Here is a 20,084-nt window from a genome sequence, read left to right on the forward strand (position 1 = left end):
ATGACAATAGAGAAAACGACCACACTCAGTGATCAAGGCACCAAACCCAAGGAGCAGTTTGTACATTCCGTTTTTGAGAGCATTGCTGGTAAATATGATTTGATGAACGACATTTTGAGTTTCCGCAGACATAAAGCTTGGCGTAAGTTCACCATGCGGAAGATGGGAATGAAGCCTGGAGACTCTGCAGTTGATCTGTGTTGCGGTACCTGTGACTGGAGTATCGCGCTTGCGGAAGCCAGCGGGAACGGTAGTGTTATGGGGCTGGATTTCAGTGCAGGAATGCTGGAAGTGGGCCGTCGCAAAGTAGAAGCAAGAAATCTTCAGAACCAGATTTCTCTGGTACAGGGCAATGCCATGGAGCTTCCCTTCGGCGATAACTCGTTCGATTACGCAACGATTGGCTTTGGACTCCGCAATGTCCCTGACCCGGTTCAGGTATTGAACGAAATGAAACGCGTAGTGAAGCCGGGAGGCATGGTCGTATGCCTCGAATTATCCAAACCGATGAAACAGCCATTCAAAGGCATTTATTATTTTTATTTCCAGCGGGTCCTTCCGCTGCTAGGCAAACTTTTCGCTAAACGATATGAACAATACAAATGGCTTCCTGAATCTCTCGCCTTGTTCCCGGACAGAAAGCAACTGGAAGTGATCTTCCGTGATACCGGACTGCACAATGTGGAATCCTTCCCCTTGACCGGAGGCATCGCTGCACTACATATTGGGCTCAAGGAGAATTGTAATGCTTAAGAAAATCGGCATCTTTTTACAAATGATCAAATTTGAACATACCGTTTTTGCTTTACCCTTCGCCTTCATGGGCGCTTTACTTGGTTCGGTAGTGATGTTCGGGGCTTTGCCATCATGGGGCCAAATCGGCTGGATTGTCATCGCCATGTTCGGTGCGCGCAGCGCAGCAATGGGGCTCAACCGGCTGATTGACCGGATCAGTGATTCCAAAAATCCCCGCACAGCAGGAAGAGCTATTCCTGCCGGACTGCTCAAGGTTGGCGAGGTGACTCTTTTTATCGCATTCTCATTCTTTTTACTGTTCTGGGCCGCATTCAAACTGAACCCGTTGTCAGCCAAGCTGCTGCCGATCGCTGTGTTTCTTTTGGTGTTTTACTCATTCACGAAACGCTTCACCTGGGCCTGCCATTTGATACTCGGACTGACGATCGCTCTGGCTCCTCTTGGCGGCTGGGTTGCCGTTACGGGTACGGTGGATTGGACTTCGATGGTATTCTATTTCACGATTGTATTCTGGACAGCAGGATTTGATATCATTTACTCCTGTCAGGATGTTGAGTTTGATAAGAACGAAGGACTGTACTCCATTCCTGTTCGCTTTGGCGTAGCCAAGGCATTGACCATTGCCAAGGTGTTCCATATTTTAACTGGCGTCGGTTTCGTGTCGCTTTTGTTTATTACCGACCTAAGCTGGTGGTATGTGGCAGGGATGCTGATTGCCTATATTATTCTTTTTTATGAGCATCATATTGTGTCTCCAAGCGACCTTAGCCGGTTGCAGACAGCATTCTTTACCATGAATGGTGTGCTGAGCATCGTGGTGTTCTCCTTTACTCTGATCGACTTGGTGGTGCAGTTCTACAAATGAATGACCTTCAAGCGAAAAATTTTGTCGTGGGCATAACGGGAGCAAGCGGCGCTATTTATGGTGTCCGGCTGACTGAAGTCCTGCTCTCGCTGGGGCACTCGGTCCATCTGGTGGTTAGTAACGCAGGCTGGCGTGTATTTAAGGAAGAGCTCGGCTATACCGCCTCAGACCGGGAAGGGTTTCTGAACGAACAGTTCGGAGACTGTCCCGGTTCTCTGCATTATCACCCGATTGCTGATATCGGTGCTTCCATTGCCAGTGGCTCCTTCCGTACCGAAGCTATGATTATCATGCCATGTTCTATGGGGACGCTGTCTGCTGTAGCCCAGGGTAGCTCTGATAATTTGATGACCCGGGCTGCAGATGTCATGCTGAAGGAAGGACGCCCGCTGGTGCTTGTACCTCGGGAAACCCCTCTGCATGCGATACATCTGGAGAATATGCTGAAACTTTCCCGTTTAGGGGTAAAGATGATTCCGGCTATGCCCGCATTTTATTTTGGCCCAACCACCTTAGATGATCTGATTAACTTTATGGTGGGCAAGGTGCTCGACAGCTTGAACATTGAGCACAATTTATTTCGCAGATGGGGGGAGGAAGGATGATCCATCCGGAACCTACCGTTATCGGTAAAATCAGCTATACTAACTCATGGCCGGTATTTCACAATTTCGATCCGTCTTCCTTAAGCTTTCCCGCTGAGATGGTGAGCGAGGTGCCGACTATTCTTAATCAGGGTATGACTAGCGGAAGCATTCAGGTGGGAGCACTTTCTTCTTTTGCCTATGCTGCCGCAAGCGAACGTCTGCTGCTGCTGCCGGATCTGTCAGTTAGTTCTGAGGGGCCGGTACAATCTATTCTGTTATTTTCGCGGATGCCGATTGCACAGATTGCTAATGGGACAATTGCTGTAACCAATACCTCCGCTACATCAGTCAATTTGCTAAAAATTCTGCTTCAGAAAGCGATGGGTGGCAATCCGGAATATATAAGTACTGCTCCCGACCTGGACGAGATGATGACACAGGCAGATGCCTGTCTGCTCATTGGCGACAATGCAATCAGAGCTTCTTGGCAGGATCAGGGATATATCGTTACGGATCTTGGCGAGCTATGGAAGGAATGGACCGGACTCGGTATGACCTTTGCGGTATGGGCAGTAAACCGGGAGGCAGCCAGAAACAGACCGGATGCGATTGCTGAAATCGCAGATGCTTTTGTGGAGAGCAAGAAACTCGGCCAGAGAAACCTGGCACCCATTATCCGCGAGGCTCGCACAGTTATCGGGGGGACGGCAGCCTATTGGGACGGGTACTTCCGTAATTTGAGTTATGACTTTGGGGAAAGGCAACAGGACGGTCTGAACCTCTATTTCCGCTATGCTTACGAGCTGGGTTTGCTGCCGCAGGAAGTGAAGATGGAGATTTGGAGCCATAATCTGCTGACACGGGTGAAAGAATGAAACGAATGCAAATTTTTGGACTGCTGAACAAAGATATGGATCAGATTGAAAAAGAACTATACCGCAGCGTGCAGGGGGATGATGATCTGCTGACAGAGACGTCCCTGCATCTGCTGAAGGCAGGCGGTAAACGCCTGCGTCCTGTCTTTGTTCTAATGGGCGGCAAATTCGGGCAATATGATCTTGAGAAGTTGAAGCGGGTTGCCATTCCTCTGGAGCTAATCCACAGTGCTTCCCTCGTTCATGATGATGTAATTGATGATGCAGAACTGCGGCGCGGGGAATTGACAGTCAAAGCTAAATGGGGCAACAAAATCGCCATGTACACCGGGGACTATATTTATGCGAAAGCGCTGACTATGACTTCGGAGTTGAGCAATCCGAGAATACACCAGATTCTTTCCAAAGCGATGGTGGAAATGTCTATCGGAGAGATGGAGCAGATCCGTGACTTCTTCAACAGCGAGCAGAGCATACGCCATTATCTCCGGCGCATCCGCCGGAAGACAGCTTTGCTGATTGCGATCAGCTGCCAATTAGGAGCCTTGGCTGCTGATGCAGATCCGGATACGGCCAAACTGCTCTATGATTACGGTTATAACGTAGGTATGGCGTTCCAGATCCGTGACGATCTGCTCGATCTTTCCGGTACTGAAAAGCAAATCGGTAAGCCGCCTGGCAGCGATATGCGGCAGGGCAATATTACTCTGCCAGTGATCTACAGTCTGGAAGACCAAAGGCTGCGTGGTGAGCTGCTTACGGAACTGGCCTCTATCCGCGAAGGGCACAGCGGCGTGGGACGCGCCATTGATCTGATTCTGTCGGGCGATGGTATAGCCAGAGCCGAAGAACTGGCATCCCGCTATATTTCCAAGGCCCTGGCGGCACTGGATCAGCTGCCAAGAAACCGGACAAAACGCAACTTGAAGGATATTGCTTTTTTTGTAACAGGTAGAGCATACTAATTCTAATAATAAAAATTTTTAACATTCACAGATGGTGCGGTTTCTGATACTATCAAAAAAACAGCTATTCATTCGGAATAACAGAAAATGGAGAGTGACTCTATGGAGCAAACGTATCTGATGATTAAGCCGGATGGTGTACAGCGCGGGCTGATTGGGCGAATTATTACCCGATTCGAGGATAAAGGATTTAAACTGCTGGCTGGCAAGCTGATCACCGTTACAGAAGAGCAGGCGAAGAGGCATTATGCGGAACATGATGGAAAAGACTTTTTCCCCGAATTGGTCCGCTTTATCACCTCCGGGCCGGTATTCGCCATGGTATGGGAAGGCGATGATGTAGTAGCGCTATCCCGTATGATGATTGGTAAAACCAAGGTTGGTGAAGCTTTGCCAGGCACAATCCGTGGGGATTTTGCCAGTCATACGCCCCTTAACCTGATCCATGGTTCGGATTCACCGGATAGCGCAAAACGGGAAATTGCCAACTTCTTTGCTCCGGATGAACTGGCAGATTACACTAAAGACATCGCAGCCTGGATGTAGTTTCAGGCGGGAGGCAGGGGAAATGAATGGCTGAACGAGAAGAAACATCAACTGCGGAAGACCGGGATTACACCGGATTTATTCATAATGTCAAACAGAGCACCGGAATTGATCTCGCGCAGTATAAAGAAGCGCAGATGAAACGGCGTCTGACTACGCTCCGGACAAAGAACGGATTTTCATCCTTCAATGATTTCTTTGCAGCAATGATGAAGGATAAAGCTCTATTCTATGAATTTCTGGACCGTATGACAATCAATGTCTCGGAATTCTGGCGCAATCCGAACCGCTGGGAGGTTCTACGGGATACCATACTGCCTGAGCTGCAGCGATCGGGCCGCAGACTCAAGCTATGGAGTGCTGCCTGTTCGACCGGTGAAGAGCCGTACACGCTGGCCATGATTCTCTCGGACAAAAACATTTTGGCCCAGACAGGCATTCTGGCGACGGACATTGATGACGGTGCCTTGGCCAAAGCAAAGCAGGGCATTTATCTGGAACGTTCGCTGAAGGATGTGCCGAAGGATGTGGCCGGCCGCTATTTTACACCGGAAGGTCCGGTGTTCAAGGTCAGTGAAGGTCTTAAGAAAAATATTGACTTCCGCAAGCAGAATCTCCTGCTGGACAAGTTTGATGAAGGCTTTGATCTGATTATCTGCCGCAATGTTATGATTTATTTTACAGAAGAAGCCAAAAGCAAGCTATACCACAAGTTCTCAGCAAGCCTGCGACCCGGCGGATATTTGTTTGTGGGCAGTACGGAACAGATTTTTACACCGGCACAATACGGATTCGAGTCGACAGAGACGTTCTTTTACCGCAAGAAATAAAGCCGCTGTAGCAGCTAGGACAAGCATTCATTGTGAATGTATACTTTCGCATGTTTTAAGTGATACTTGGTAGTAGAAATGATTACGTGTGCCAAGCGAAAGGTCGTTCATTCCAATGGATAAAAGCAAGGTCATTGACGCCTACAGACGCGGCTTCCTGACCGTCCGTGAATGCGGACAAATTCTTGGTGTCGAAGAGCGGCAGCTGCAAAGTCTGCTCTTGCTCGAAGAAAGCAAGTCGGCCTGCCTGCCTTCCAGCCGGAAAATCGGCAGCTGAAGCCGGGTGGCCGGGTACAATGCAGCGCCGTCTTTACTCGCAAGAGTGGAGGCGGCGCTGTTCTTTTTCGTGCTGGTGGAGGTTGCGCCGGGTATATCCCTTTCTTGTCAAAGCGGATTCCCTATACTATAATGAGCAAAGACATTTAACATTTTAGCGGTTTACAGTTTAAAAGTGTGAAGGGGGAACGCAGCATGAGTTTACGCTATTTAACAGCGGGGGAAACGCACGGCCCCCAGCTAACAGCCATTATTGAAGGACTGCCCAGCAATTTGACACTTAATTTTGAAGAGCTCAATTTTCAAATGCAGCGGCGGCAAAAAGGGTATGGACGTGGACGCCGGATGCAGATTGAGAAAGATACTGCAGAAATTGTCGGCGGTGTTCGCCATGGCAATACAACAGGCGCCCCTGTGGCTCTGGTGGTTGAGAATAAGGATTGGACTCACTGGAAGAATATTATGAATATCGAGCCTATACCTGGCAGCGATGAAGAGAAGCGCCGCGTCAACCGTCCGCGTCCTGGACATGCGGACTTGAATGGCGGATTGAAGTATAATCAGACAGACCTGCGGAATGTTCTGGAGCGCTCCAGTGCCCGTGAAACGGCAGCTAGAGTGGCTGTCGGGGCTGTAGCCCGGCAATTGCTGGCAACGTTCGGAGTGAAGATCGCAGGACAGGTCATCCGTATCGGCGAAATTGAGGCACCTGCGAATAATCTTCCGATCGATGAGTTGATTGAGCAGACCGAAGCTTCTTCGGTGAGAGTAGTGGATAAAGAGACCGAGCAGAAGATGGAAGCCTACATAGATAAGATCAAGGAGGAAGGCGACTCCATTGGTGGTATTGTAGAATGTATCGTCGAGGGTTTGCCTATCGGTCTGGGCAGCTATGTGCAGTATGACCGTAAACTCGACAGTGCCATTGCGGGAGCCGTGATGTCCATCAACGCCTTCAAAGGTGTTGAAATCGGCATCGGCTTTGAAGCGGGCAAGCTGCGGGGTTCCCAGGTTCATGATGAGATCATGTATGAAGCTTCCAGAGGATACTACCGGGCGAGTAATCGTCTGGGCGGCTTTGAAGGCGGAATGACTAACGGAATGCCGGTTGTGGTACGCGGAGTAATGAAGCCTATTCCGACGCTGTACAAACCGCTGCAAAGTGTGGATATTGATACGAAAGAGCCATTTACTGCCCAGGTAGAACGTTCGGACGCATGTGCGGTACCGGCTGCATGTGTAGTTCTGGAGAATGTGGTGGCCTGGGAAATCGCCAAGGCGTTTCTGGATAAGTTTGGCGGCGATTCCATTGAGGAGATCAGAGCCAACTATAACAATTACCTGGCACAACTGGAGAGCTACTGATGGTGCGCAGCATAAAGGTAGACTTAGGCGAACGCTCCTATCCGATCTATATTGGCAGTGGACTCTTGCATGACATCGGTCAGCAATGTGTACTGGCTGGATTTCCGGTCCGTAGCCCGCTGCTCGTTGTCAGCGACAGTGAAGTGGCTCCACGCTACCTCCCTGTCGTGGAAGCTGCTCTGCAAGAACATGGGTATTCTGTAGTCAGTCACGTTATTGAAGCCGGTGAAGCGTCCAAATCTCTGGCTGTGTATGAGGAAGTCATTACTACGGCAATTCAGGCCGGTCTGGACCGCAGTTCGGCGGTTCTAGCATTGGGCGGTGGTGTGGTTGGAGATCTGGCAGGCTTTGTAGCCGCATCCTATATGCGTGGAATAGGATTCGTTCAGATTCCAACAACTATATTGGCCCACGACAGCAGTGTGGGGGGGAAAGTAGCTGTTAATCATCCCCTGGCGAAGAATATGATTGGTGCCTTTTATCAGCCGACGATGGTAGTGTATGATTTGGATACCCTGCGCACGCTTCCGCCGCGCCAGGTCTCTTCCGGATTAGCCGAAGTGGTGAAACATGGTTTGATTCTGGACCGTGAGTTTGCTTACTGGTGCCGTGAGCATGCTTCCGAGCTGCTCGCTTTGGATGCAGAGGCGCTGGGTTACGCTCTGGAACGCGGGTGTGCGATCAAGGCTCAAGTTGTTGGGAATGACGAGCGCGAGCATGGGCAAAGAGCGATTCTGAACCTCGGACATACGATTGGTCACGCCATAGAGGCGGTGGGTGGATATGGAGTATTCCTGCACGGTGAAGCAATCGCGATCGGGATGGCCGGGTCTGCACTTCTGGCTGCGAAGCTTGGCCGGGATCAGGATATTTATGAAGATACCATCTCAATGCTGTCGTCGCTTGGGCTGCCGGTAAGACTGCCGGCAGAGTACAGCGAAGACGAATTAATGGATGCGATGATGCATGACAAGAAGTTCAAAGAAGGCAAGATGACCTTTATCGTGCCGGATTCCATCGGTGCTGTAAGCATCGTAAATGATGTTCAGCAGAGTGCGGTGCGTGAGGTTATCTCACAACTTAAGAAGGAGGGAAGCCCATGGTGAACCGGGGGATTCGCGGTGCAACGACCGTAACGATTAATGAAGAAACCGAGATTTTGCGTGAAACAGTTGTACTGCTGCGCGAGATTGTTGCGCGTAATGATGTCATTGCGGAAGATATCTGCAGTGTATGGATTACCGTAACCGGTGATCTGGATGCGACCTTTCCAGCAAGGGCTATTCGCGAAATTGAAGGCTGGGACCTGGTACCTTTGATGTGTTCCGTAGAAATACCCGTCAAAGGAGGCCTGCCCATGTGCATCCGGCTGATGGTGCAGGTGAACACGGACAAGTCACAACGGGATATCCGCCATGTCTATCTGAATGAAGCCCAGAGATTGCGTCCGGATCTCTCCTAGAAGAACTAACTAATTCACTGTACGGGGTTGCCATGAACCAAAGTCATCATGTATAGTGTAGATAGCCGAGTGAAGCAGAGTTTAGTTTAGATGAGATGAGTATAGTTGAGCAGAGTGCAGGATTTTAGTTGAGTACAGGCATATCGTTTGTTTGCAGTTTTCTTTTTGGATACCGGCTGGTGCTGATTTTTGCACTATAGCTGTATTCATTAATGGGAGAAGTGCATCCAGTGAGATGGTTCTATGCCGGTCCTTTGCGCTTATTCATATACTTACTTACACAAACCTCTACTTCGGTAGAGGTTTTTCTGTATTTCGGACAATATAATCCAACATCCCAAGGAGGTATCCCAGATGACGAATCCAAGAGTAGAAGAAGTGTTGTCTCTGTCACGGGAGTATAATCTGATTCCTGTAGTGAAAAGGCTGCTCGCCGATATGGAGACGCCCATCCGGTTGTTCTCGCGTTTTGCACAGCAGGACCGGGCATTTTTACTGGAGAGTGTAGAGGGCGGAATCCAGTGGGCGCGGTATTCTTTTATCGGCAGCAACCCCTTCCTGATGATCTCCGGGAAAAAAGGCGTGATTCACGTCGAGGTCGGCGGGGAAAAGAGACGGGTGCTCGGCAAGCCCATTGAGGAGCTGAAAGCCCTGCTTCGCTCCTACCGCAGTCCCAAGCTGGAAGGGATGCCTCCTTTTACGGGCGGTGCCATTGGATTCTTTGGTTATGATCTGCTGCAGTATTATGAAAAGCTGTCCCCTCATGCAGTGGACGATTTGAATATGGATGACATCCGGTTCATGTTCTGTGACCGTATCATTGTATTCGATCATGTGAAACAGCAGATTCTGCTGGTGGGAAATCTGCATATCAAGGACGGCGATACCGATTCAGATATCCGTGCCGGGTATGAGGAGCTGAGTAACCGATTAGAGGATATGGCGGAAGAGCTGCAGAAGGAAGGTCCCAAAGAGAACGTCAATCGCCGCAGCATTCCCCAGGACATTGAGCTTGGTGAAATTCATTCCAACCTCACCAAAGAACAATATATCAGTAATGTCGAGCAGGCGAAGGAATACATTCGGGCCGGGGATATTTTTCAGGTAGTGCTGTCCCAACGTATGCATATTGAAACAGAAGTATCACCGCTGCATGTCTACCGGATGCTGCGTATGCTGAACCCTTCGCCTTATATGTATTATCTGAAAATGGACGAGGAAATTATCGTAGGCACTTCGCCTGAGGCTTTGGTCAAGGTTGATGGAAACCGTGTCGAGACCCGTCCAATTGCCGGAACACGACCGCGCGGGGAGAACGAAGCAGAGGACCGGGCTCTCGCCGCTGAACTGCTGGAGGATGAGAAAGAGCGGGCGGAGCATCTGATGCTGGTAGATCTGGGCCGCAATGACCTCGGCAGGGTTTCAAAATTCGGCACGGTCAAATGTGATTCCTTCATGGAAATTGAGAAATACTCGCATGTGATGCACATGGTCTCCAATGTCTCAGGCACCCTTGATGAAGGGAAGGATTTCTTTGATGCTTTCCTCTCTTGTCTGCCGGCAGGAACGGTATCCGGTGCTCCCAAGCTGCGGGCTATGGAAATTATCGCTGAGCTTGAACAGGAAGCGCGAGGCGCATATGCCGGAGCTATAGGGTATCTTGGATTTTCCGGCAATATGGACTCTTGTATCACGATTCGCACTATTATTTTCCGTAAAGGACGTGCTTATGTACAGGCCGGAGCGGGGATTGTATGGGATTCGGTGCCGGAGAAGGAATATGAAGAGACGGTTAATAAAGCTAAAGCGATGCTGAAGGCTATCCGGATGGCAGAAGCCATGTTCCCGGTAGAGGTCAAAGAAAAGCAGGTAATCAATCAGGATTACATGTATGAATATACGCCTTGATCAGGGATGTCCATATTAGATAATGATTAGGAGGAGAACGTAATGGATGCAAGCCAATTGATACAAACAGGAATAGCCGGTCTGATCGAGGGGCAGGATCTGAACCGCCAGCAGGCTCGTGAAATTATGGGTACAATTATGGAAGGATTGGCTTCACCGGCGCAGATAGGCTCACTGCTGACCGCGCTGCGGATCAAAGGGGAAACAGTGGAAGAGATCACCGGATTCGCAGAAGCGATGCGCGGATTCAGCACACATGTGGTTACTGAACGCTCACAGCTGCTTGACACATGCGGAACCGGAGGCTCCGGCATCCATAAGTTCAATATCTCCACGGCCTCGGCGATTATCTCTTCCGCAGCTTCCGTCAGAGTAGCCAAACACGGCAACCGTTCCGCATCGGGCAGAGCGGGCAGCGCTGATGTGCTTGAGGCACTTGGAGTTAATATTCATTTAAATGCAGAGCAAGCCGTGCAATGTCTGGAAAGTATCGGCATCTGCTTCCTGTTTGCCCAAATTTATCACCCTTCGATGAAACATGCGGCAGCCCCCCGCAAAGAGCTCGGGTTCCGCACGGTGTTCAATATGCTGGGACCGCTCACGAATCCGGCAGGTGCAGACCGTCAGCTGATGGGTATCTACGACAGGGATAAGACAGAGATTGTGGCGAATGTCCTGAAGGAGCTGGGTTCCAAACGGGCGATGATTGTGAGCAGTCTGGACGGTCTGGATGAGATCAGTATCTCGGCGCCTACACAGGTGTCGGAACTGAAGAATGGTATAGTAACCACTTATGAGATCACTCCACAGGAACTGGGATTAAGCACACATCCCCTCGAGGATGTGCTTGGCGGTGATGCAGCTGAGAATGCTGCTATAATAAGAGGAGTACTGCAGGGCGGACTGAATCCATACCGTGATATTGTTCTTGCCAATGCCGGTGCCTGTATTTATGTGGCAGGACTTGCCGATACGTTAAAAGAGGGTGTAGACAAAGCAAGAAGTGTAGTGGATTCCGGTGCTGCACTCCTCAAGCTGGAGCAGCTTAAAGTGATGACGAAGGAGCTTGATTATGTATCTTGAACGGATTGTTGCCACCAAAGTCAATGAAGTAGAAGCTTTAAGCAAGTCATTCTCTGTGGATGAGGCTAAACAATTGATTGCGGCTATGCCACCAACAAAAGGGTTCCGCAATGCGCTTACGAAGTCACGAAACAGATCAATGGGTCTGATTGCCGAGGTAAAGAAGGCCTCGCCATCTAAAGGACTGATCCGGGCAGATTTCGATCCGGTAGCCATAGCCAAGGGCTATGAAGCAGGGGGTGCGGATTGTTTATCTGTGCTTACGGATAAAGACTATTTTCAGGGCAGTGATGCTTATCTGCAGCAGGTTAGAGAAGCGGTAAATCTTCCGCTACTGCGCAAGGATTTCATTATCGATGAACGTCAGATCTATGAAGCGCGTCTCCTTGGGGCCGATGCTGTATTGCTGATAGCAGCAATTCTAACCTCCGAACAGCTGATCTCCTACATCGATACAGCTGCTGAGCTGGGACTTGATATTCTGATCGAGGTGCATGACCGGAATGAGCTGGAGATCGTTCTAGCTACTGAGAAGATTGGACATCCGGGGGTCCTGCTCGGCATCAACAACCGTAATCTGCGTACTTTCGAAACGGCACTAACTACTACAGCGGAACTTGCTGCACTTCTTCCAGCCTCAGTGCCTGTAATCAGCGAGAGCGGAATAGCCGGTCCTGCAGATATCGATTATCTAAAGACTACGGGTGCAATCGGCGTTCTGGTAGGAGAGTATCTGATGCGCCAGCCGGATGTGGAACAGGCAGTAAATGAACTGCTTGGTGCGTTGCCGGAAGGGAAGGAACGTGCCACACATGGCTGAGACGGTAGTAAAAATCTGTGGACTTCAGGACGTTGAAGTGCTAAAATCTATGAAGCGATTACCTCTGGATTATATAGGATTTGTGTTTGCCGAGAGCCGCCGCAAGGTCAGTCCTGAACAGGCGGCAGAGCTTACTTCTGAGCTTGCGGGATGGGAGAACGGAAAGCCTCCGCTTACGGCGGGAGTGTTTGTAAATCCTTCGCTGGATGAGCTTGACGCGGTACTCTCCATTGTGCCGCTGAGTGTTATCCAGCTGCATGGCCAGGAGAGTGCGGACTATTGCCGGGCCGTCAAGGCAGCTTTTCCGCAGGTGCTGGTATGGAAGGCTCTTTCAGTAGCCGCTAATGAAGCTCAGTCTCCCGGGAACGGTCCTCAGGCTTTGCAGCAATATGCCGGTGCCATAGATGCCCTGCTGCTGGATACATATGACCCGGCCGGCAGCGGCGGGCTGGGGCGGACTTTTGAGTGGGATAGAATTCCTGCGTATCAACAGGCTGCTTCTGAATATGGTTTGCCTTTATTAGTAGCCGGCGGACTGCATCCGGATAATGTGCGTGAACTGCTGGATGGATATGCTCCATATGGTGTAGATGTTTCAAGCGGAGTAGAAACCGATGGAATGAAGGACATCGTTAAAATAACAGCTTTTGTGGAAAGGGTGAAGCAATCATGATACAAGTACCGGACAAGAACGGACGTTTTGGTTCTTTTGGAGGCCGCTTCGTTCCTGAAACGTTGATGAATGCATTGATAGAGCTGGAGGAAGCCTACAACAGGTTTTCCGCAGATCCGGCTTTTCAGAAGGAAGTAGATTATCTGCTCAAACAATACTCCGGACGGGAGACCCCGCTGTATTATGCGGAGCGCCTTAGCAAGCATCTTGGAGAGGCGAAAATATATTTGAAACGTGAAGACCTTAATCACACCGGAGCACACAAGATCAACAATGCAATCGGCCAGGGCATTCTTGCCAAAATGATGGGTAAAACCAAAGTAATCGCCGAGACCGGTGCTGGCCAGCATGGAGTAGCAACGGCTACAGTAGCTGCGCTGCTGGGGATGGAATGCAAGGTGTTCATGGGTGAAGAGGACACGCGCCGACAGGCGCTGAACGTATTCCGCATGAAGCTGCTGGGTGCAGAGGTTATTCCGGTGACCTCCGGTTCACGGACACTTAAGGACGCCGGGAATGAAGCTCTTCGCTACTGGGTGAGCAACGTCGAGGACACCTTCTACGTGCTGGGTTCAGCTGTAGGCCCTCATCCATACCCGATGATGGTCCGTAATTTTCAGCGGATTATCGGTGATGAGACGCGGCGTCAGATTCTGGAAGCCGAAGGAAGGCTGCCGGATCTGCTGGTAGCTGCAGTAGGCGGCGGCAGCAATGCGATCGGTATGTTCTATCCGTTCATGGAGGATGAGCAGGTGGGGATGATTGGGGTTGAAGCTGCAGGCAAAGGCGTGGACACTCCCTTCCATGCGGCAACCATGAGTAAAGGCACACATGGGGTCTTCCAGGGTTCACTCAGCTATCTGCTGCAGGATGAGCATGGACAGGTTCAGGAGGCACATTCGATCTCGGCCGGACTGGACTATCCGGGAGTAGGCCCTGAGCATTCCTATCTCAAGGATGTTCACCGGGCACAATATGTACCGGTTACGGATGATGAAGCCCTGGAGGCCCTGAAGCTGCTGTGTGTTACCGAAGGTATCATTCCGGCTCTTGAATCCGCTCACGCGATCGCTCATGTAATGAAGCTTGGACCGACGCTCACCAAGGACGATATCGTGGTAATCTGTTTGTCAGGGCGAGGCGACAAAGACGTGGAGTCGATCATGGCTTATACGGAAGGAGCGGGTAAGTAATGACAACCGAAACTACGAACCGGATGGATGTGACCTTCCGCAAGTTGAAGGAGGAGGGCCGGTCGGCGCTTATTCCTTTCCTGACTGTAGGCGATCCGGATCTGGAGACGACGCTCGAGATCATCGCTGAGCTGGAAGCAGCAGGCGCTGATATTCTTGAGCTTGGCGTGCCGTATTCCGATCCGCTTGCAGACGGTCCAGTGATCCAGCGGGCTTCTTCCAGGGCGCTTCGAGGCAATATACATCTTCGCACGTGCATGGAAACCGCATTGAAAGCACGTCAGGCAGGCAGCAAGCTGCCTTTTATCCTATTCACATATTATAATCCGGTTATGCAAATGGGACTGGACAGCTTTTTCTCTCTGCTGGATTCCCATGAGATTAGTGGCTTGATTATTCCTGATCTTCCGGTTGAAGAGTCAGAGGAAATGCGTGAACGGAGCCGTGCTGCCGGAGTGAATCTTATTCCGCTTGTAGCACCCACCTCAAGCGAACGTATAGCCCGGATTGTCTCAGGGGCCAGTGGTTTCGTCTACTGCGTGTCCTCACTTGGAGTGACAGGCGAACGTTCTACTTTCCATACAGGAGTGGATGAGTTCATAGCATCTGTCCGTCAGGTTACAGACCTTCCTGTGGCTGTAGGTTTTGGCATATCTACCGGGGAGCAGGTTGCACGGTTTGCCCGCATCTGCGATGGAGTGGTTGTAGGCAGTGCGATTGTCCGCAAGGTAGAGGATGTCATTCCTCTTCTGGATAATCCGGCTACCCGCAGTGAAGGCTTGTTGCAAATTCGTGAATTTGTGGCACAATTGAGACCATAACGTCTGCTGGCAGACCTGATACAATTGTAATATTTATGGAGAGCGAGGACCTTTCATGAATCCGAAACCGAATATCGTTAACCTCCCTGTCTACAAGCCAGGGAAGCCTATTGAGGAAGTGAAGAAGGAGCTTGGCTTAAGCGATGTCATTAAGCTGGCCTCTAACGAAAACCCGTATGGTTCTTCACCAAGTGCAAGATCTGCTATTATGGCGGAGCTTAACAATCTGTATCTTTATCCTGATGGCTCGGCGGCTGAATTAACAGCTGCATTAGCTGAGCATCTTGGAGTGCAGAGCGATAATATCATATTTGGCTGCGGCTCCGATGAGATTATCGCTTTGCTGGCCCGTGCATTTTTTCTGCCGGGAGACGAGACGATTATGGCAGATCAGACCTTTTCCGTATACAAAAGCAATGCCGATATTGAAGGTGCAGTCTCCATTGAAGTCCCTCTGGTCAACGGCACACATGATTTGGGCGCCATGCTGGCCCGCATTACAGACCGTACCAAAATCATTTGGGTCTGCAATCCCAATAACCCGACAGGAACGATCGTATCGGAGGAAGCATTGGTCACTTTCCTGAATGCCGTGCCGTCTGGAGTGATGGTTGTCCTGGATGAGGCTTATTTTGAATATGTGACCGATCTTTCATACTCTAATGGAATCAAGCTGCTTGAATACTATCCGAACTTGGTTGTGCTGCGCACATTCTCCAAGATCTATGGGCTGGCTGCCCTGCGCATCGGCTATGGAGTGGCAAGCCCCCAGATTATTTCTTTGATTAACAAGGTACGGGAACCATTTAATACTTCGCGTCTGGCGCAGGCTGGAGCACTGGCTGCCCTGGCAGATCAGGAGTATGTGCAGGAGTGCCGCCGTCTTAACAGTGCAGGTATCGTGCAGCTTCAGGCGGAGTTCAAACGGCTGGGCCTTGTAGCCTTCCCGGCTCACGGGAATTTCATTATGGTAGATGTACGGAAACCGGCAGTTGATGTTTTTGATGCATTGCTGCGGCAGGGGATCATTGTCAGAGCAGGACACAAGCTGTACCCTACCTATATTCGTGTAACTGTCGGTTCGGCAGAGCAGAATAAGGCGTTTATTACTGCGCTGGAGCAGGCGCTCCGGGAACAGGGAGTACAGGTTTAAGGATCAACTGACAAGACGAATCTACAGAAGGCAGGTAGTTCAAAGAACATGACGACAAAAATAGCAATTTTCGGTGTCGGTCTGATCGGAGGCTCACTGGCCCTTTGCTTCAAAGGCAAGGAGGGCCTGACCGTTATGGGCCATGCCCACCGTCCTGAATCGGCAAAAAAGTACCTTAGCAGGGGTGTGGTCGATCAGGCCACACTTTCTCTTGAGGAGGCAGCGCTAGACGCTGATTTTATTTTTTTATGCGTACCTGTAGGCATGCTGGAGGATTACTTGCAGCGCCTCAGCAAGCTTCCGCTGAAGCCAGGCTGCATTATTACGGATGTTGGCAGCACCAAGGCCACTATTGCCGCCTGTGCAGTTTCACTGAACCTGCCTGGGGTTCATTTTATTGGTGGGCATCCAATGGCCGGGTCAGAACGCTCTGGTGTGGAGGCTGCATCTTCACTGTTGTTCGAGAACGCCTATTATGTCCTGACACCACCGCCGGGAGTGCCGGAGGAAGCGTATCAGGCCCTTGAAGCTTTGCTTCTACATACCAAAGCACAGATTGTCCGGCTTAATCCGGAGCGCCATGACGAGATTGTGGGGGCTATCAGCCACTTGCCGCATATTATTGCAGTTGCGCTGGTGAATCAGATCCGTACCTATGACGATACAGATTCCCTGTACAGCACTTTGGCTGCGGGGGGCTTCCGTGACATCACGAGAATTGCGTCCAGCGATCCGATTATCTGGCGTGATATTCTGTTGAACAACCGCCTAGTCATGCTTCGTCTGCTGAGGGACTGGAATGATGAGGTTTCATCATTCGTTCAATTGCTGGAGAACGCGGATGGGGAGGGCATTGAAGAGGCTTTCCTTGAAGCGGGCGGCTTCCGCAACCAATTGCCCGAGCGGCGTAAAGGAATGATCACTCCATTGTTCGATCTGCATATCGATGTTCCCGATCACCCGGGGATTATTGGACGGATCGCTACTGAACTCGGTGATCAGGGTATCAACCTTAGCAACGTACAGATTATTGAGAGCCGGGAGGATGTTCCGGGTATAATGCGCCTGTCCTTCCGTCAGGAGAATGATATGGAGCGGGCGAAGATTCTGCTGCAGCATCACGATTATACGGTATACGTATAGATGGAGAAGTTCCCCTTTGAGATTATATTCCGTACCCTCTGTTTCCATGGGGTAAAGGAGTGAAGCTTGAAGGGGATTTTTTTGTTTTATTATGCAGATCATCTCGAATAACACGAAATAGACAATAGGACTTGATAGGTGTTTTAGATGGGGGCTGGATATGAAAATAGACAAAAAAAGACCGCTTACATAATAAGCGGTTACAGTTCACAATTTCTTGGAACCGTCTAGTATTTGGATAGGAGTGGAGAGAAACCATACTGTACTTTTATTATATGTATCCGTTTACATTTTGTCAATACTTTATTCAAAGATAATAAATTTATCTTCAGCGACAGCTTACTGGGTCAGATAAAGAGTATAAAAGTATAACCAAATGGGGAATGGCCCTCTATTCTATGTCAACAACATCCCCCCGCTTAATTCGACGTTTGCATAACCTGGAATGGAGGTAATTCTGCCGCTAAAAGTCTATTAATGTCATCCTGCGAGATTGTATGTTATACTAGGGAAAGTATGTTTATAGATTTCCAGTCCACAGCAGACGACCCGGTATTTGGCTACCAGGAAATTTATGTATGTACATTTTTATTTCTGTATCCACTTACATTATGCCTTATTTATTGGGTACATGAATATACATAGGAAGTATTGCGTGCAACAGAGCGAAATTATAGTATTACCGCAACTTTTTGAACCTCGGCCGGTATAAGATTATGGACCGGACGGGACTACACGTGCAAGGGCGAGGAGGGCCGAACTCACCATGACGGATTCCCAGTTGATCCAGCTAATCAAGCAAGGAAACACAGAGATATATTCAGAATTAATGCGGCGCTATCAACGGAAAATATTGGCTTTTGTATACCATATGCTTAAGAATTCCCACATGGAGCTTCTTGCTGAGGATCTATGCTCGGAAACCTTTTATAAGGCGTTCCGGAGTCTGCATTCCTTCCGTGAAGTGGACGCGTCGTTCTCCACATGGCTGTACACCATTGCCCGGAATACTGTGCTAAGTGAGCTTCGCAAGAACCGTGCCGGTAACGTGTCTCTGGAGGAGAGCGGATATACTCCGGTCGCCCCGATTGAGGTGGCTCCAGAACAGGCTGCACTCCGTAAAGAACGGATGAATCTGGTTCGGGAAGCGATTAATAATCTTCCGGAGAAACAGCGCTCAGCGCTGATCCTGCGGGAATATGATCAAATGGACTACCAGGAAATAGCTGTAATACTGGATCAGAGTGTCAGCTCCGTGAAATCATTATTGTTCCGTGCCCGGAGCAGTGTGAAGCTTCAACTCGAATCCTATTTTTATGAGCCTGAAACAGAAGAGCAGGCTGAGAGGGTGTAAGGCCTATGAATTGCAGGGAAGCGCAGGATTCCATTCCGCTGTTGTGGGACGCTCCCCCCACGGACCCAAGGCGGATCAAGCTTGAAAGGCATATTGCCAATTGCTCCTACTGTTCAACGGAATGGGCGTTGTGGCAGGAGAGCAGTCTGCTTATGCGAGAAACACAGATAGAAGTCAGCGAAGAACGTGCGGAGACTGTGAATCTCCGGGTGATGGAGCGGATTTATCTGGAAAGTCCCTGGCTGTTGCCGGGGGATGGTAAATCTGCGGGGAATTCTGCCGTTTTCCGCCATAGGCTAATTCTTTGGATTGCATGTTTCCTGGCTGTTTTCATATCCAGCTTTCTGTATTTCACAATGTTCAGAACACCTGCCAATACTACAGTGGCACAGAGCGGAATTGTGGAGACCGGTGTGGCTGGTTTGTCTTTGGATTGGTCCTCCTCCTATCCTGCCTCTGAATCGGGTGGAGGAATCATTGAACCGCTCGTGGTGAGCATGGGGCCAACCCACCCGCAATATTGGATGATGCTCTCCATGCTTGGTATTGGCCTGTCGATTTTTTTACTGTACCGGTTGAACCGTTACCGCAGACAATAAAAAGTTCACTTTACCCTAAGGTAAAGCGGGCTTTTTTTTGGTTTGCCAGTCTGTAGATAATGTTAATGGCATCAGTATTCCTTCAAAAAGAAGACATTTGTTTTCATTCGTGTTACATTATTAAGCAAACATAAATGGAAGGCAGGGTGATAGGTGATGCTGATCGGCTTAATACGCCATGGGCTGACGGACTGGAATGCGGAAGGCAGAATTCAAGGGCAAAGCGACATTCCACTTAACGACGAAGGCCGGAGGCAGGCTGAGATGCTGGGAGACCGGCTTTTGCAGGAAACTTATCGCTGGGATTACTGCATCACCAGCAGTCTTTCCCGAGCAGCAGAGACAGGCAGAATTATCGCTGCTAAGCTGGGAATCCCACTGCTTGAACCGGATGAGCGCATCCGTGAACGCGCCTATGGCCAGGTTGAGGGAATGACTGCAGTACAGCGTGAAGAGAAATGGGGCAAGGACTGGAATCAGTTGTCTCTGGGACAAGAGACGGATGAGCAGCTTCAGGCGCGTGCTCTGGCTTTTATGGAGGAGATTGCAGCGCGTTATCCTAAGAAGAATATCCTCGTTATATCGCATGGAGGTTTTTTGGCCCAGCTCTACATTGCCTTATATAAAGACAAATATTCCGAACGTCTGGGTAATCTCTCTCTAACCATTCTGGAGAAGAATGAGAAGGAATGGAATCCACTGCTGTACAATTGTACACGTCATATTCTTCAAAATCAGCATTAACCCGACCCTTCGGGTTATTTTTTTTGTGCAAAAAGGAATAAAAAGGGCTGTATTTCCCATAATGGT

General features: G+C 49.8%; 22 protein-coding genes and 1 pseudogene. All 23 read left to right on the forward strand.

The window, feature by feature from the left end; translation table 11 throughout:
* The 23 genes and pseudogenes from ACAN54_RS25815 to ACAN54_RS25920 all read left to right on the forward strand — a co-directional run bounded on the left by ACAN54_RS25815 (position 1) and on the right by ACAN54_RS25920 (position 20,018).
* A complete protein-coding gene (locus ACAN54_RS25815; protein WP_379162326.1) occupies positions 1–753 on the forward strand; it encodes a demethylmenaquinone methyltransferase in 753 nt (250 codons plus the stop codon).
* Positions 746–1,621, forward strand: a complete 876-nt coding sequence (locus ACAN54_RS25820) for a UbiA-like polyprenyltransferase (protein ID WP_379162329.1) — start codon at positions 746–748, stop codon at positions 1,619–1,621. The genes ACAN54_RS25815 and ACAN54_RS25820 overlap by 8 nt, the downstream gene beginning before the upstream one ends.
* Complete coding sequence (locus ACAN54_RS25825) at positions 1,618–2,226, forward strand: UbiX family flavin prenyltransferase (protein WP_379162332.1); 609 nt, start codon at positions 1,618–1,620, stop codon at positions 2,224–2,226. The genes ACAN54_RS25820 and ACAN54_RS25825 overlap by 4 nt, the downstream gene beginning before the upstream one ends.
* Complete coding sequence (locus tag ACAN54_RS25830) at positions 2,223–3,083, forward strand: menaquinone biosynthetic enzyme MqnA/MqnD family protein (RefSeq protein WP_379162335.1); 861 nt, start codon at positions 2,223–2,225, stop codon at positions 3,081–3,083. The genes ACAN54_RS25825 and ACAN54_RS25830 overlap by 4 nt, the downstream gene beginning before the upstream one ends.
* On the forward strand, positions 3,080–4,048 hold the full coding sequence (locus ACAN54_RS25835) for a polyprenyl synthetase family protein (protein WP_379162338.1): 969 nt from the start codon (positions 3,080–3,082) through the stop codon (positions 4,046–4,048). The genes ACAN54_RS25830 and ACAN54_RS25835 overlap by 4 nt, the downstream gene beginning before the upstream one ends.
* 102 nt (positions 4,049–4,150) lie before the next feature.
* Entirely contained in the window at positions 4,151–4,594 is a 444-nt protein-coding gene (gene ndk / locus ACAN54_RS25840; protein ID WP_379162341.1) for a nucleoside-diphosphate kinase, read from the forward strand.
* A 26-nt stretch (positions 4,595–4,620) separates the two neighbouring features.
* Positions 4,621–5,424 (forward strand): CheR family methyltransferase, encoded by an 804-nt coding sequence (locus ACAN54_RS25845; RefSeq protein WP_379162344.1) that lies wholly within the window; start codon positions 4,621–4,623, stop codon positions 5,422–5,424.
* 115 nt (positions 5,425–5,539) lie between these two features.
* On the forward strand, positions 5,540–5,701 hold the full coding sequence (locus tag ACAN54_RS25850) for a hypothetical protein (RefSeq protein ID WP_379162347.1): 162 nt from the start codon (positions 5,540–5,542) through the stop codon (positions 5,699–5,701).
* 194 nt (positions 5,702–5,895) lie between these two features.
* Positions 5,896–7,065, forward strand: a complete 1,170-nt coding sequence (aroC, locus tag ACAN54_RS25855) for a chorismate synthase (RefSeq protein ID WP_379162350.1) — start codon at positions 5,896–5,898, stop codon at positions 7,063–7,065.
* Entirely contained in the window at positions 7,065–8,171 is a 1,107-nt protein-coding gene (aroB, locus tag ACAN54_RS25860) for a 3-dehydroquinate synthase (protein WP_379162353.1), read from the forward strand. The genes aroC and aroB overlap by 1 nt, the downstream gene beginning before the upstream one ends.
* Positions 8,165–8,527 (forward strand): chorismate mutase, encoded by a 363-nt coding sequence (gene aroH / locus ACAN54_RS25865; RefSeq protein WP_379162356.1) that lies wholly within the window; start codon positions 8,165–8,167, stop codon positions 8,525–8,527. Before aroB ends, aroH begins: the two co-directional genes overlap by 7 nt.
* Positions 8,528–8,881: 354 nt before the next feature.
* A complete protein-coding gene (gene trpE, locus ACAN54_RS25870) occupies positions 8,882–10,435 on the forward strand; it encodes an anthranilate synthase component I (RefSeq protein WP_379162359.1) in 1,554 nt (517 codons plus the stop codon).
* Between the two features lie 42 nt (positions 10,436–10,477).
* Positions 10,478–11,518 (forward strand): anthranilate phosphoribosyltransferase, encoded by a 1,041-nt coding sequence (trpD, locus tag ACAN54_RS25875; protein WP_379162362.1) that lies wholly within the window; start codon positions 10,478–10,480, stop codon positions 11,516–11,518.
* The gene (gene trpC / locus ACAN54_RS25880) at positions 11,508–12,338 is read left to right on the forward strand and encodes an indole-3-glycerol phosphate synthase TrpC (protein WP_379162365.1); all 831 of its coding nucleotides are present in this window, start codon (positions 11,508–11,510) and stop codon (positions 12,336–12,338) included. Before trpD ends, trpC begins: the two co-directional genes overlap by 11 nt.
* Positions 12,331–13,011: a phosphoribosylanthranilate isomerase gene (locus tag ACAN54_RS25885; RefSeq protein WP_379162368.1), complete on the forward strand. Its 681-nt coding sequence runs from the start codon at positions 12,331–12,333 to the stop codon at positions 13,009–13,011. Before trpC ends, ACAN54_RS25885 begins: the two co-directional genes overlap by 8 nt.
* Positions 13,008–14,204 (forward strand): tryptophan synthase subunit beta, encoded by a 1,197-nt coding sequence (gene trpB / locus ACAN54_RS25890; RefSeq protein WP_379162371.1) that lies wholly within the window; start codon positions 13,008–13,010, stop codon positions 14,202–14,204. The genes ACAN54_RS25885 and trpB overlap by 4 nt, the downstream gene beginning before the upstream one ends.
* Positions 14,204–15,025, forward strand: a complete 822-nt coding sequence (gene trpA, locus ACAN54_RS25895; protein ID WP_379162374.1) for a tryptophan synthase subunit alpha — start codon at positions 14,204–14,206, stop codon at positions 15,023–15,025. Before trpB ends, trpA begins: the two co-directional genes overlap by 1 nt.
* 55 nt (positions 15,026–15,080) lie before the next feature.
* Entirely contained in the window at positions 15,081–16,178 is a 1,098-nt protein-coding gene (gene hisC / locus ACAN54_RS25900) for a histidinol-phosphate transaminase (RefSeq protein WP_379162377.1), read from the forward strand.
* 48 nt (positions 16,179–16,226) lie between these two features.
* Complete coding sequence (locus ACAN54_RS25905) at positions 16,227–17,321, forward strand: prephenate dehydrogenase (protein ID WP_379162380.1); 1,095 nt, start codon at positions 16,227–16,229, stop codon at positions 17,319–17,321.
* Positions 17,322–18,087: 766 nt separating this feature from the next.
* On the forward strand, positions 18,088–18,675 hold the full coding sequence (locus tag ACAN54_RS25910; protein WP_379162383.1) for an RNA polymerase sigma factor: 588 nt from the start codon (positions 18,088–18,090) through the stop codon (positions 18,673–18,675).
* 5 nt (positions 18,676–18,680) lie between these two features.
* Positions 18,681–18,776 (forward strand): annotated as a pseudogene (locus tag ACAN54_RS29925) (anti-sigma factor family protein); the annotation flags it as partial.
* 51 nt (positions 18,777–18,827) lie between these two features.
* Entirely contained in the window at positions 18,828–19,274 is a 447-nt protein-coding gene (locus ACAN54_RS25915) for a hypothetical protein (protein ID WP_379162386.1), read from the forward strand.
* Positions 19,275–19,430: 156 nt separating this feature from the next.
* Positions 19,431–20,018, forward strand: a complete 588-nt coding sequence (locus ACAN54_RS25920; protein ID WP_379162390.1) for a histidine phosphatase family protein — start codon at positions 19,431–19,433, stop codon at positions 20,016–20,018.
* Positions 20,019–20,084 lie beyond the last annotated feature (66 nt).

This window comes from Paenibacillus diazotrophicus, assembly GCF_042610465.1.